This window comes from Chryseobacterium sp. D764 (genome assembly GCF_019317325.1).
GTDB lineage: Bacteria > Bacteroidota > Bacteroidia > Flavobacteriales > Weeksellaceae > Chryseobacterium.
Window position 1 is genome coordinate 1,164,247 of the sequence record NZ_CP079219.1, and the last position, 15,698, is coordinate 1,179,944.

The 15,698-nt window shown below is 33.9% G+C and carries 9 protein-coding genes; 5 read left to right on the plus strand and 4 right to left on the minus strand.

The genetic code is table 11. The features are described from left to right. Window positions 1-141: 141 nt before the first annotated feature. The 4 genes from KYG33_RS05240 to KYG33_RS05255 all read left to right on the plus strand — a co-directional run bounded on the left by KYG33_RS05240 (window position 142) and on the right by KYG33_RS05255 (window position 5,942). A complete protein-coding gene (locus tag KYG33_RS05240) occupies window positions 142-948 on the plus strand; it encodes a hypothetical protein (protein ID WP_257468934.1) in 807 nt (268 codons plus the stop codon). 192 nt (window positions 949-1,140) lie between these two features. Further along, entirely contained in the window at window positions 1,141-2,037 is an 897-nt protein-coding gene (locus tag KYG33_RS05245; protein WP_219072798.1) for a retropepsin-like aspartic protease, read from the plus strand. Between the two features lie 147 nt (window positions 2,038-2,184). Next, a complete protein-coding gene (locus KYG33_RS05250) occupies window positions 2,185-2,631 on the plus strand; it encodes a KTSC domain-containing protein (RefSeq protein WP_047385336.1) in 447 nt (148 codons plus the stop codon). A gap of 125 nt (window positions 2,632-2,756) precedes the next feature. Continuing rightward, on the plus strand, window positions 2,757-5,942 hold the full coding sequence (locus tag KYG33_RS05255; RefSeq protein ID WP_219072799.1) for a P-loop NTPase fold protein: 3,186 nt from the start codon (window positions 2,757-2,759) through the stop codon (window positions 5,940-5,942). A 56-nt stretch (window positions 5,943-5,998) separates the two neighbouring features. Here the strand turns inward: KYG33_RS05255 and KYG33_RS05260 are convergent, their stop codons facing one another. The 4 genes from KYG33_RS05260 to KYG33_RS05275 form a co-directional block, all read right to left on the minus strand. Beyond that, the gene (locus KYG33_RS05260; RefSeq protein WP_219072800.1) at window positions 5,999-9,187 is read right to left on the minus strand and encodes an efflux RND transporter permease subunit; all 3,189 of its coding nucleotides are present in this window, start codon (window positions 9,185-9,187) and stop codon (window positions 5,999-6,001) included. 7 nt (window positions 9,188-9,194) lie between these two features. After that, window positions 9,195-10,256 carry an efflux RND transporter periplasmic adaptor subunit gene (locus KYG33_RS05265; RefSeq protein WP_077416840.1) on the minus strand — a complete coding sequence of 354 codons (1,062 nt, stop codon included), beginning with the start codon at window positions 10,254-10,256 and terminating at the stop codon, window positions 9,195-9,197. Between the two features lie 9 nt (window positions 10,257-10,265). Next, window positions 10,266-11,618: a TolC family protein gene (locus tag KYG33_RS05270; protein WP_077416838.1), complete on the minus strand. Its 1,353-nt coding sequence runs from the start codon at window positions 11,616-11,618 to the stop codon at window positions 10,266-10,268. Between the two features lie 89 nt (window positions 11,619-11,707). Next, a complete protein-coding gene (locus tag KYG33_RS05275) occupies window positions 11,708-12,301 on the minus strand; it encodes a TetR/AcrR family transcriptional regulator (RefSeq protein ID WP_034695556.1) in 594 nt (197 codons plus the stop codon). A gap of 290 nt (window positions 12,302-12,591) precedes the next feature. Here KYG33_RS05275 and KYG33_RS05280 point away from each other — a divergent pair, with 290 nt between their 5' ends. After that, entirely contained in the window at window positions 12,592-15,660 is a 3,069-nt protein-coding gene (locus tag KYG33_RS05280) for a T9SS type B sorting domain-containing protein (RefSeq protein ID WP_219072801.1), read from the plus strand. Window positions 15,661-15,698 lie beyond the last annotated feature (38 nt).

A 15,698-nucleotide genomic window follows, 5' to 3' on the forward strand; every position in this document is an offset into this window, starting at 1 on the left:
ACTATTCATTTTTAAAGATTTGATGGACTACAATTTTTAAAATAAAAAAATAGAAGTACAAAATCCATATAAAATTCGCAAAATCAATTGAGAAAATCTATTTATTCCTTTATATTTTGGATTTAAAGCCTTAATTTTGCAGTGAAATTCAGAAAATTCGGATTCTTTCAACAGGTTATGTACATGAAAAAAATGATGATCGGGCTTGCTTTGGCCTTATCCATTACTATTTGGGGGCAAAAAACTCCTGCAAAAGCAAACAATCTGACACCCTACAGTTATCAGACTTTTAATTGTGATAATAAAGGGTATTTTGATTCGGCTAAATATAAAAAAGAAGAAATAGACGGAGTCAATAAGCTTTTGTACCAATTCAATGGAGTTGTATTTGATACCCGACCTGTTTTTAAACTTTCCCAGCTTGAAGAAATCCGCCAAAACAGAGAAGCTTACTTACAGGACCTTGAAAAGCAGTATGAGGAAAAGAAAAAGGAATTATACAGCATTAAAGTTATTGATCTTCCAAGATGGAAAAAATTGATGGAAGAGACCATTGATTCTTTTGAAAATGAATATCAGTTGAATAAAGAAGAAATCCTTGCTTATTCTGATCCTTCCACCCTTAGAAACAGTAAATATTACAATACCTGCAGAGAACAGATTGATGCAATATCCTCTCCGGATAGAGAAAAGATGTTTGTCGCATGGAAAAACTACACAGAGCTTAAGAGTAAGAATAATGCTGATCCGAAAGGGGTAATGGCGAGATTTGATGCCAAAATGAATGATCCGCAGAAAGAAGATTATGCGTTGATAGACCTTATTGGTCTTGGATTTCACAACTGTGCCAACAGCAGTTTCAGACAGAAACGTGAAGATGAGGTAACCTCTTACAAGGATTTTGATAAGATCTTTACAAAGCTGAAAAGAACTTGTGATGAACCATAATATTGATTCAAAAATTGAAAGATTTAATTATTAAAAAATATAATGGCAGTACTCAGATTGGGTACTGTTTTTTATTTGCTGATCTTTTTATTGAGAACGGTTAAGAAACGGTTAAAAGAGGGTTAACAGCTTGTTATTTCTTTGTGGAAGCGACGATTAAAATTATTTTCGTCTGCGTAAAAAACTAATTCCATGAAACTCATTGTTATTTTTCTGACCTTGTTATTTTCTATAGCAATATCAGCTCAAAAACCACCCACTATCCTTCCTTTTTCTCTGGAAAACAATTCCGTTTATATCTATTGTAAAGTCAATAAGACTGACAGTATAAAGTTCCTGTTTGATACAGGTGCCGATGGTTCTGTCATCAATATCACTGCAAAGAAAAAAGTATCACTTACTATTGATGGACAGTCTGAAAACAAAGGCTCAAACGGAGTAAATACCGTCGATTACAGCAGTCACAATACGGTGCAGTTTGGAAGCATTCAGAAAAATGATGTACAGTTTACTCTTATTCCCTATGGTTCTGCCAATTTTGACGGGGTTTTCGGAACAGACCTGATGAAAGGAAAAATCATTGAAATTGATTATCCTAAAAATGAAATCCGGTTTTATGAAGAAAATGATCTGTCCATTGATTTGACGGGATATGAAAAGATGAAACTGCATATGGTCGACAACTACCCTGCTGTAGAAAGCAGTATTGTCATAAATGATAAAGAATATTCAGGACTTTTTGGACTCGACAGCGGAGCTGATGATGCACTTACTATTGCATCTCCTTTTGCGAAAAACAATGCTTTGTCCAAAACTATGAAAACCATAGGAAAAGCTACAGCAAGAGGTTCTGATGGTTCTGTGTATGAAATGCCTGTTGTTCTCTGTCCGGCTGTGAAATTCGCTCACAAATATCTTTATAACCTCCCGATAACCCTTTCCGGCTCCACAGAAGGAATTGATGCTACGGAAAAAATGGCAGGATTTTTTGGTAATCAGTTTTTAAAAAGATTCAACACCATCATTGATTTTAAGAACGGATTTATTTATTTTAAACTTAATAAAAATCTGTATTCAGGGTTTAATTAACTGTAAGGGTTGACTATACAAATTCTACAGGTCTGTACACAGGGTAATTTTTCACATTATAGCCCACCAAATAAATTAATAATGAATAAGTTATGGTTTTTTAAATTTAATTGCTTAATTTTGCACCCCGAAAATAAGGGTTAGAATATGAAAAAAATTGGTGAGCACAGAACACTTCTTGGGGTAGATAAAAATGTTACTTTAAAAGAATTAAAGACTATTTACAGAAATGTGATGAAAGATACACATCCTGATAAATTCATTAATGATGAAGCCGGAAAAACAGAAGCTGAAGAAAAAAGCAAGTCTGTGATTGAAGCGTATCACTTTTTGGTAAGTATTAATTCTGAAACGCAGGATAAATATAAAGAAGAATACACAGAAACGACTACAAAATCTAACATTCAGGATTTCTATCTTGAGAAATCGATTTTGACTGTTCAACATTTGAATGGAAACATGTATGAGTATATGGGAGTTCCAAGAAATACCTACATCAAAATGGTCAACGCTGATTCACCAAGCCGTTTTGCAAGAAGACATATCTATGGAAACTTTATCTACAGAAAGTCTGGTGAGGCTATGGCAGATTAATTTTTTCACATTACAATATTTGAAGACTTTCGGTTTATTCTGGGAGTCTTTTTTTGTATTATAAATAATTATGGCTTTCCGTAATGTAGCCTGTCAAAATAACTTTATTTTAGCTAAAAACTATAATGCCATCAATCTTACCATCTATAGAATTTAATTATCTGACTCGGATAAACATAAACCCAAATGAAGGAGATATTGCAATACTCCCCATCGACCACCTTGGCCCTTTATCCGTTTTTACTTTAAACACACTTGATCGATATGGTTATAAAGGGAGCGATCTCAGTTATATTCAAAAAGAAAGTTTACACGAATTTGGATTTGCAACTCTAGAAGGTGAAAATAAAACACCAATAATATTCATATCTTCTGGAGAAACTAATAATGTAACATTAAATAGTATTGAGAAAATTCTCACCGAAACATTACAAGAGTTTAGATACTGGTTTATAGAAAAAAAAATTTTCTTCCCTATTACTAGAAAAGAAAACAATAGAATATCTCTTGAAGAAGTATATACAACAACAGTTAATGCTATCAATTCCTTTCAAAGAGGAACTTCAATTGAAACTACATTTTTGTTATCAATACCTGAAACTGATGAAGGATTTGAACTTTTTGATAAAATACAATTTAATTTAAATATCCCTCTTTTTAAACATTTAAACTTTATTGAAAAAAATAATATTAATTTTTTTGTCGCTGGAACTATTTGGGATGGCAATGATCAGATCCGAAGATTTTATGACGACAATATCTGGGAAAAAGGTCATGAAGATGACAGTTATTCAGATACAATTTTAGAAATAAAAAAAAATGATATCATATTATTAAAATCAACATTTCCTTATAATGGAATTAGTTATCTTAAAATAAAAGGAATAGGACTTGTTACTGAAAATTTACAAGATGGAACAAAAATGTTTGTTGATTGGAAAATCAAAGATATTTCTATTGACATAGAGCATTTAGGGTATCTTAGAAAAACTATTCAAAAGATTTCACAAGAAGAGACTAAACTGATTTTAGCCCAACTAAATCCTTCATATCTAAATGATTTTTTATTACCGAAAACAGAAGCTCCTATTAAAGACAAAATCGCAGGATTAATTAGTGACTCTGACAATGGCACAGACTATTTAAAAATTGAAAAGGATATAAATGCATTTGCTAAAGTTATTTCAGCAAAAAGCTTCAAACCACCTTTAGCGATTGCTCTATTTGGTAAATGGGGTTCAGGAAAAAGCTTTTTTATGCAAAAGCTAAAACAAAAAATTAATAATCTATCAATAAGGAATAATTTTTATTGTGAAGGAGTTGTACAAATTCATTTTAATGCATGGTCATATATGGATTCAAACTTATGGGCAAGTATTGTTACACGAATTTTTGAGGAATTAAATACTTATATTTCCAGTAACACTCATAGTAGTTTAGAAAAAAGACTGGTAGAAGAAAAGCTAACATCCCAATTATCAATTGCAAAAGGTGAAATCAGCCAACTTAAAACGGAAAAGAATCTATTATCTGATCAAATTTTCAAATTAAAATTACAAAGAAGAAATCTAGAACAAGCAATAAAATATAATATAAAACAAATCCAACTTAACTCTATTTGGGATGTTATTAAAAACATAAATAGAGAATTCAGTATTGAAGAAGAATTGTGTAAGTCTCTAAACAATAATGATTCATTTAAAGAAAGTATTAATGAATTAAAGGAAATAGTTCCTGAAAGTTATTGGAAGGATCCGAAAAAAACATATGAAGTTGCAAAATCAAAATATACGTTTTTAAAAGAATTTTTCCGAAAAGATAAAATTTACCCTAATATAATCTATCTATTTGTAATTCTTATATTAATAGCTATCGTTCCTCTTATACTCAAAGCATTTATAGACGAAATTAATATAACCAACTTTTTTATATCACAAACAACACTTACATTACTAATCACCATTGGTGCAATATGGAAAAGAGGAGAAACAGTATATAATAAACTTCAACCTATTGTCTCGTCTTTTTGGAAAGTAAAAGAAACCTATGAAGCTAAGATTAATGAAGCAAAAATGGAGTTTGAACAAAAGGAAAAAGTATTAAAACTTAAAATTGAAAAAAACAAAGCTGAAATTCTTTTAATAAACGAACAAATACAAAAAGCTGAAATAGTAAAAATTGATTTAGAATTCAGAATAAACAATTCTCTGACAACAGAAACTCTTTATTCATTTATTGATAAACGCTCCAAAAGCAGTGACTATCAAAAACATCTTGGCTTAATTTCTATTATTAGAAAAGATTTTGAAATATTAAATGATTTATTTATTGGACACTATACAGAATTTGAGACGAATAAGTCCAATGACGAATTTAAAAGCAAGTTTAAAAAACCTTTGGAAAGAATTATACTTTATATTGATGATTTAGACAGGTGTCCAGAAGAAAACGTAGTACAAGTTCTAGAAGCGGTTAATCTTTTAATGGCATTTCCTCTTTTTGTTGTAGTTGTAGGTGTAGATGCACGATGGATTAAAAATTCATTATATAAGAAGCATTCGATCCATTTTGATGGAAATCATTCTAGAGAGGCGATTGATGTCTCAAATTATTTAGAAAAAATATTTCAAATTCCTTTTCATTTAAAAGAAGCAAAAGATACTAATGTCAAAGATATGATTCTTAATCTTGCGCAAGACAATATAACAGCTAAAAAACCAGCAGAACTAAATCAAATTTTAATACCTAAGAACATCAATGTTTCAATCAAAGACGATAGTAGTGAAAAAAAATCAGAACAAATAATTTATCGTGATTTTGATACAAAGGATCAAACTGAAAACAATAATTCAGAAATCTTAGAAAATAATGAGTTTGAACCAGAAAGCTTAGTATTAACAGATACTGAAGTTGAGTTAATGCAGAATATGTCAGAAATTATAGGAAGTAACCCAAGATGTATTAAAAGGTTTGTTAATACTTATAGAATTATTAAAGCCCATGGAGAATTTGAATCTTCAAATATTTTTCATAATCAAGAAATTACGGCAGTATTATTTCTAATTGCACTACCTCTCGGTAAGTATAAAAAATTAGTATCTTCTTTTGAAACTTTCATAAATAAAGAGCAAAATAATTTTGAAAAATTTAAAAACTATTTCCAAATTATTTTAGGGCCTAATGAATTAGAAATTTTAAAAAACGAGTTATTTAAAACTTTGTCTGATAAAGAATATATTTTAGATATGCCTTCTAATGTATTTAGAATTCATAATGAATTTATACGCAGATTTACTTTTTCTCAATTATAAATAAAAGCGCCTCAGAAAATCTGAGGCGCTTTTGGTTACTTAAAGGTTGTTATATTTTAGTCTACGTGTTTCGGTGTGTAACCGTCTTCACTTAGTTCTTTGTGTTCATATTCAGCTTTCATTTCAGCTTCATAATCCACTTTTTCATGTTTGCCCATTCTTCTTAAGATAGAGTCAAATATTGAATAAACTACCGGTACAATAATTAGAGTCAGGAATAATGACGATGTCAAACCACCGATAATTACCCAGGCTAATCCATTGTTCATTTCTGCTCCGGCACCTTTTGCAATTGCAATTGGGATCATACCGAAGATCATCGCGATAGTAGTCATCAAGATCGGACGAAGACGTGCGTGGTTTGCCTGGATCAAAGCATCATGCGTACTTGCACCAGCCTCTTTCCTCATATTTGCAAAGTCGACAATCATAATTGCGTTCTTCGCTACCAAACCAATCAACATGATCATCCCCAGCATCGTAAATATGTTTAATGAATTTCCTGTGATGGCAAGAATAACCATTACCCCGATCAATGCCAGAGGAATAGAAAATAATACCACGAAAGGATATACAAATGAGTCATATAATGAAACCATTACCAGATAAACCAATACAATAGCAGCCATTAATGCAATCCCTAAAGTACCGAAACCTTCAGTCTGGTTTTCCATATCACCACTCCAGATGTAGCTTACTCCTGCCGGTTTAGTCTTTTCGTTATCCATAAATTTAGCAGCCCATTCATTGGCAACATCCCCTACAGGACGGCCTACCACTTTAGACTTTACCTTTACAGAAGGTGCTTTATCTCTACGTTCCAATAAACTTGGTCCTGAACCCATTTTTACTTCTGCAAACTGGCTCAGTCTTACCTGTTCTCCTTTAGGATTGGTAAACATAAGATTTCTTACATCTTCAATAGATTTTCTGTTCGCGTCACCAAAACGGATATTAATATCATATTCATATTCTCCGGCTCTGAATTTTCCGTCTGTATTTCCGTTAAATGCAGTTTGCATTGTTTGTCCTACACTAGAAAGATTTAAGCCTAAAGAAGCCATTTTATCTCTGTCGATATTCACCTGTACTTCAGGGCTTCCAGAGTCAGTTGATAATTCTGCATCTACAGAACCAGGAACTTTTTTAAGCAACTCAAGAATTCTGTTTGCCTCTTTATTTGCTGTTTCGTTATCCTGAGCCGTCACTACCATTTCAATTGGTGCATTGTCTGCTCCCATTAATCCAATTGGTGCTGTTTTAAATTCAACTCCTGTGAATTTTTCTTCTAAAGCTCTCTTGATTCTTGCGGATTTGATATCTGTGCTCTCATTACGCTCAGATTTATCTACCAAAATCACCTGAATCTCTGACTGGTACAATGTTGCCTGTGCTCCACCAAAACCTGATGACTGCTGACCAACTGTTGTGATCATATCTACAACATCTTTGTCTTCTCTCAGATATTTTTCAACAGCAAGAGTAATCTGGTTGGTTTTTTCTACAGAAGCATCTTTTGGTAATTCCATCTGAACAAGGAACTGTCCTCTATCCATTTTAGGGAAGAATTCACCTCCGATAAATCCAAATGCAACCAACATAAATGAAGAGATCAAAATAATAAATGTTACAATAACCGTCATTACTCTTCTTAATGTCGTTTTCAAACACCATTCTAAAATTCCTGTGATCCAGTGTGTGAATTTTTCCAATTGCTTTTCGAACCAAAGAATAAACTTCTCAAAAGGATTTTTACCTGAAAGGTGTACCAATTTACCATATCTTGAAGATAACCAAGGAATAATGGTAAATGATGCCAGTAACGAAAACATTGTCGCAATAACTACGGTAACGCAGAACTGTGCCAGGATATCAGCAACCAATCCTGAGCTCATTGCAATCGGTAAGAATACCACTACAATTACCAATGTAATCGCCGTTACGGTAAATCCAATTTCCGAAGCACCATCGTATGCCGCACGAATTCTGCTTTTCCCCATCTCCATGTGACGATAAACGTTCTCCAAAACTACAATTGCATCATCCACAAGAATACCAACAACTAATGAAAGTCCAAGTAAACTCATCAGGTTTAAGGTATATCCCATAAGATACATTCCAATCACCGTTGCAATCAATGACATCGGAATAGAAACCATAACGATAAACGCGTTTCTGATGTTATGAAGGAACAGTAACATTACCACTGCTACCAGGATAATTGCTAAGAATAAATCGAAAATTACATGGTCTGCAGCTTCAAGCGTAAAGTCTGTTGTATCATCTACAATATTTATTTTAATCGCCTGGGCTTTATAATTGTTCTGAACATCAGCGATTGTTTTCTTCACTAGTTCCGAAACTGAAACCGCATTGGCATCAGATTGTTTTTTAACCTGAAGTAAAATCGTTGAATTCTGGTTATATCTTGCAACTTTCTCCACATCTTTCTGTGTATCAAAAACGGTTGCAATATCAGATAAACGAACCTGAGCTCCATCTTTATTGGAAACTACAAGATTATTCATTTCAGCAACATTTTTATACTTTCCGGAAAGTCTGATCGTAGATCTTGAAGTTCTTGTTTTCAAAGCTCCCGTTGGGAAATCCAGATTTGAAGAAAGAATTGCCTGCTGTACATCTGCGATGGCAAGACCATATCCCTGCATTTTCTTTTCATCTAAACTTACCTGAATTTCTCTTTCCTGCCCACCTACAAGGTCTACCTGAGCAACACCGTTTACACGGGAAAAAATAGGCTCTATTTTTTTATCTAAAAGATCATAAAGATCTTTATTATTCAGGTTATTACTGGAAATACTCAAAGTCATGATCGGAAGATCATCCAATGAGAACTTTTGCAAAGAAGGAGGATCTGCATCGTCGGGAAGATCTGCCAAAATAGCATTTACTTTTCTCTGTGCATCATTCAAAGCATAGTTTACATCGGCACCGGTATTCAGCTGCACCATAATAACCGATAAACTTTCGTAAGATGAAGATTCTACTTTTTTCACGTTTTCCAAAGAACCAACAGCATCTTCAATTTTTCGGGTTACCGAAGTTTCCACCTCAGCAGGCGAAGCTCCCGGATATACCGTAGAAATGGTTACCATATTGGTTTCAAACTTTGGAATCAACTCATACCCCATCATGGAGTAACTTAATAAACCACCCAGCGTAAGTATCGTAAATAATACGATAACCAGCGATGGTCTTTTAATGGATATTTCTGCTAACTTCATCTTCTGCTTACTTTACGATATTGATTTTCGAACCGTTATCAAGATTAATCTGTCCGCTGGTAATTACCTGCTCGCCTCCATTCAGTCCGCTTAAGATCTGAACTTTGTCGCCGTATACTTTACCGGTCTGAACTTTAATTAATTTAGCAGTACCATTATTTACAATAAATAGCTGTCCTGAACTTACTCCGTTTACAAAAGCTTCTGCAGGAACAGTCAACATATTTTGAGTTTCAGCACCGTGATTTGTTTTAAATGTAGCAGTTGCATACATCCCCGCTTTTAGGTTTCCTTTATTCTGAACCTCAATTTCAACCGGGAAATTTAAAGTAGCATCACTTTTAGGAGCAATGAATGTAATTCTACCGCTGAAAGAATCTTCCGGTAAAACATTCACATTAATTGGAACTTCCTGACCGAGTGCAATTCTGCCAACCTGGCTTTCGTCTACCAATACAGAAAGTTTAAGGCTGTTGATATTAACAATTTCAAACATGGAAGTCCCTATAGAAACTACTGTTCCCGGCTCAACCATTTTCTTGTTGATAGTACCACTGATACCTGCACGGATGCTGGTGTCATTCACTCTTACTCCCTGAGCTTTCACAGCTGCCTGTGCATTTTTCAGTTGAAGTCTTGAGTTATCAACCTGTTGTTTTGTAACCCCTCCTGTTTTAAAGGCATTTTCGTAACGCTGATTATCGATAATAGCATTTTGCAAATTATTCTGAGCCTGTGTAACATCCACTTCGATAGCATCTCTCTTGATAGTTGCTAACACCTGACCTGCACTTACTCTTGATCCTTCTTTTACCAAAACGCTTACAATACGTCCGGCAATTTCAGAAGACTGGTTCATTTCCTGCTTAGGAATGAAAGTTCCGTTGGCAGAGTAATCTGTATCAATATTTTCTCTTGTAACGGTTACAATATTAACGTTGATTTTATCTACCTGCTTGGCAACTTCTTTTACTTCCTGCGTCTGCTTTTCTTTGTTCCCGGCAATCTTATAAGCGGCTAAACCTATCAGTACTGCTGCTACGATGATATATATTAAAGTTTTTTTCATTTTAGTTTATTATAAGTTTTGTAGTGTGTTTAGTTCACCCTTAGCTTTTATCAGCTTGATCTCGGCCTGTTTGTAATCCAGCAATGCATTAGAATAGTTCTGTTTTGCCTGTGTTAAAGCATTTTCAGAATCCAGCACCTCTGTAAGGGTTGCTAACCCATATTGATAATTTGACTGGGTATTTTTCTGAACTCTTTCTGCCAATCCTACATTATCTTTCATGCTTTCGATATTAATCAATGCATTTTCCATATTGGTGATTGCATTTTTATAATCTAAACTTAAGCTCAACTGAGTGTTTTCAATATCAACATCAAGATCCTGAATATCTATTTCTGCCTGATTGATCTTCGCTTTTGTAGCTCCTCCTGTGAAAATAGGAATATTTACATTCAATCCAATTGCCGAATAATCACTCCAAAGAACGCCTTTACTAAGACCATTTGTCAACGGGAATTTTGCTCCGTTTGCTCCCCATCCATAGTTCGCAGTAAGATTTACTGATGGATAAAGATAAGCTTCGGTTGCTTTTTTATTGAAAACCAAAAGTTCCCTGTTTTTATTTAAAACTTTGATCTCTGTACGATCATTAAGATTTACGTTGCTTGCAATCAGCTCAGGCTTTGGTTCGATCTCTTTTTCTTCAAGCTCAATGTCTGTAGAAATCGGGATTCCCATATAAAACTTCAGAGCATTTTTTGAAAGTTCAACAGAGTTGATTAAAGTCTGCTTATTGGAACCAATATTCGTAAGCTGAACATTTGTCCTGTCTAAATCGATTGATTTTGCCAAACCATTATCAACCAAGCTTTTAATAACATTTCTTACTTTTTCAGTGTTGGCATAGCTGGCGGTTACCGTTTTAAGATTTTCCTCCTGTACAAACACCTGATAATAAGCTGTTGCTACATTTTCAATAATCTGTTCATTGGTCAATTGAGCATTCAGTACATAAAACTCTCTTGTTGATTTTGCAGCTTTAAGTCCTGTAAATACTCTTTGATCAAAAATTGCCTGCTGAAGTTGTACAGAAGCTGTAGAACCCCAAGGCTGCCCAAACTGCGCTCTGATTTTCTCTCCTCCAAATTCCAGCAAAGACTCCTGAATAATCGGGTTATAAGTTAAACCCGCCGTTGCACTGACCTGTGGAAGAGCACCGGCTCTGGCCTCATCAATCTTGTATTCGGCTTTTTTTATCTGTAAAGCAGCTTTTTTTGCTTCTGCCTTATTCTGAAGTGCCTGTTTTATAGCTTCCTGCAGGGAAACCTGCTGCTGGGCAGACATCAATGTAGAGCCGAAAATCATAAATGCTGAAGCTATCCCAATTTTTAGCTTTGTAGCAGTTATACGTTTTCTATTCATAATTTTATACTTCGTTTATTTTTTATTTAATTTTCAGTCATTATTTATTTCTAAATGACGAATCATTTTCAGAAATACTTTAGTTTTTTTTAGTTTTTGAACAACATATTGATAATAATCTCTTTTCGTTCAGAAATAATCTTATCATATTCTTCATCATTAATTAATAAATTTTCCATAAATAATGGTCTTATGGCACTTGGGAATACTAATAGAGCTACCATATTAAGAATAAACTGAACAGGTGCCATTTTTTCTATATTTCCCAATTCCATTTCTTTTTCGATATCCTTATACATATCATTCAGGATATCTTCTTCAATTTCTCTTTGATGGCAGGTCCCTTTATTGATCTGTGATACGATATACGTTTCCAGATACGGATACTGAAGACTTGTAGAAAGGCTGCTTTCTATGAATTGGCTGATCTTTTCTTTAAAAGGCAGATCAGAATTCTGAATGATCTTCGATTTTTCCTGTTCTACTCGTTGCGCTTCATCAAAGATGATCTGAATCAGCTTATCTCTTGAACGGAAATAGTAATTAATAAGGGTCCTGTTCACTCCTGCTTCATCTGCAATCTCCTGCGTAGTAGCATCAAATTTTCCTTTCACAAAGAACAAATTCTTCGCTGTCTCCTTGATCAATTCCTGTGTTTGGTCTTTTTTTGCTTGATTTGACATTTTTGTTAAACAAATTTGTGCAAATTTATACTAAATTTTATTTTTGACAAAATTGTTAAACAAAAAAATTAAACATAATTGTTATGACATCCATCATGTTTCTGACCTGAAGTTTGCTATTACTTAATATATAATGAGAAAGCTATTTTTATATCTTTGCCGCAAAAATTAATAACCTGATGCGAAAACTCCTCTTGCTATTCCTTTTGTTGATAGCAACAATATCTTACTCACAATGTAATAACTGTGCGAAAAATTTTGGAGGCTGGATTGAGGACAATATGGTAGGCATGAAAAAGACAAATGATGGTTTTTTATATGTTTATCAGGCTGACCAGTCTTACACCTATTCCAAAATGCTCAAATATGATTTTAACTGCAATCTGATTTGGGAAAAATACGATGTTATACAAGCTTTAACGGTAGACAATTCCGGAAATATTTATACGCTTGGAACATCTGGTTATTATATGAATTATATAAACAAATTAAAAAAATACAGTCCTAGCGGTACTTTAATTTGGGAAAAGCAATTCAGCGGTGAGATTGGAAGGCTTGCAAAAAACATATTTGTTCATCAAAATGATGTCATTGTAACCGGAGTTTTCAGTTATACATTAGATTTTTTTAATCAAGTTTCATTGACCAATAACAGTGGATTAACACAACCTTATCCCAGAGGTTTTCTAGCGAAATTTGACACAAATGGAAATTTCTACAATGCCATCCAGCTAGGCCAGAATATGGAATTTTTTAAAGATTCTGAAATGGATAACGCAGGTAATATTTATATATCAAAAGTCCATGCGAATTTCGAATACAGTAAAATTGAAAAATTTGACAATAATCTACAATTAGTTCTTTCCAAAGAGATCTCTAATAATACAGGAGTTTACTGGGCTTATTGCCCTACCAACCTACATTATAACAAAATTAACAATAAAATGTATGTTTATGGAACTTTTGCCATTTCAACAAAAGTAGACAACACTTTATTTTCTACAGGAAGTACCAGTAATGGTGTACAACAAAGTATCATTACTGAATTTGATGTTAATAATTTAAGTCTTCTCCGGTATTTAAAGTTTTACAACAACAGCTTTTTACAAATACCTCATGAATCCAATAATAATACAAGAACTTTAAATAATGCCTATTTTGCTGAAACCAATGACTATCTATATACCTTTGGAAGTTTTTCACAAACGATGACACTGGGTAATACTACGATTACAAGTACCAATGCGGGTAATAATATTTATGGTGAAGATTTGGTTTTCTTTAAAATCAATTTAAACAATTTTGAAGCTGAGTATCTATTCAAGTCTGAAGGGTCACAATTTTCCATATATCAAAGTTTAAATGCTGCTAATGAAATCTTTATTAATAATGACAATGTCTATCTTTCAGCAAACTTTAGAAATAAACCGATAATACTGAACGGAACTACTATCAATAATAACAGTGGAAATGGTAATGAAGATGTATTACTATATAAATACAGTACAACCAATTCTTCTAATACACTCTCATCAAACTCTCCTGTTTGTATTAATTCCACCCTTCAACTTAATGCATCCGGTGGAACGAGTTACAACTGGACAGGGCCAAATGGTTTTACATCAAACCAGCAGAACCCAACAATCCCTAATGCTGCAACAAATAATGCAGGAACTTATACCTGTCAGGTTTCCGGAGGTGCCTGCAGTGGAACTTACACAATAAACGTTATTGTGGGTGACAATATGGCTCCGGTTCCGAATGTTGCTTCTCTAGCAGACATTACAGGAGACTGTCATACAACAATAACAAACCTGCCTACCGCTACAGATAACTGTGCGGGAACCATAACTGCAACAACCACAGATCCTTTATCTTATTCAATCCCTGGAAACTATATTATCCATTGGATTTATAACGATGGAAATGGAAATACAGCTACCCAAAATCAGAATGTGATTGTAACATCTCCCTCTCTTCCAACTACTGCAAATGTCCAGCAAACTTTCTGCGCTATCAATAATTCTAAAATCTCTGACATTCAGATCACAGGCCAGAACATCAAGTGGTACGATGCTGCAGGAAATGCTCTATCATCAACAACTGCTCTTACCAACGGACAGACCTATTATGCTTCTCAAACCATTAATGGCTGTGAAAGTAATAAAACGGCTATTCAGGTAACGGTAAATACCACTCCTAAACCGATTGCAAATATTAATCAGGATTTCTGTGCTTCGGCAAATCCTACGCTGGAAAAGTTGGTTGTATCAGGAACAGCTCTTAAATTCTATAATGCGGCAGGAAATGTGATTCCGATGACAACTCCTCTGGTAAGCGGACAAATCTATTATGTAACCCAGACTTTAAATAACTGTGAATCTGAAAAACTGGCAATTACTGTAACGCTGTCCACAGATAATGTACCTGCAAAAGATATTACACAAGTACAATGTAATTCTACAACGTCAAATTCTATGATGGTTAATCTTCACTCCTATGAAGCAAGTATTATTAATAACCCCGCCAGTTATATTTTCACGTATACAGATACGGCGGGAAATCCTATTTCCAATCCTTCCGCTTATACTTTAAATGTAGGAACAACACTTATTCACGTAAAAGTAGCTACTCCTGACGGATGTTTTAAAACAATAAGATTAAGCCTTACTTTAAATCCTAAGCCTTTTGTTCAGCTTCCTGATAAACTTGATTTTTGTGAAGGCAAATCGGTTGTTTTGGATGCAGGACCAGGATTTAAGTCTTATGAATGGAATACCGGAGCAACTACTCAAACCATTACAGTATCTACCCCAGGAACGTACACCGTGAAAGTAACCAATATTTTCGGATGCGAAAGTACAAGCTCCACTCAGGTGAGTTATTCTGTTTTAGCCCATATTGTTTCTGTAAATATTACCAATAATACAGCGACAGTTATTCTTTCTCAGAGCGGAAACTATGAATTTTCCTTAGATAATTTCACATGGCAGAATTCTAATATTTTCACCAATTTAAATATGGGAGAATATACTGTTTATGTGAGAACAAAATCCGGATGTATTATCGGGCAGAAGAACTTCTCTATATTCAATATTCCGAATGCAATCAGTCCAAACGGAGATGGGATCAATGATACATGGAGAATCGCAGGATTGGAAAATTATCCGGGAACAGAAATTTATTTATATGATAGAAAAGGAGCGATAATCTATAAGGAGCTTATTAAAAAGAAACCTTTCCAATGGGATGGAAAATATGAATCACACCCTATTTCTACCGGAAATTATTGGTACACTATAAAAGTTTCTGACGGAAGAGTCTACAGCGGATGGCTTCTGATCAAGAACAGAGAGTAACAAAAAAAACGAGCAGAAATTTCTGCTCGTTTTTTTAT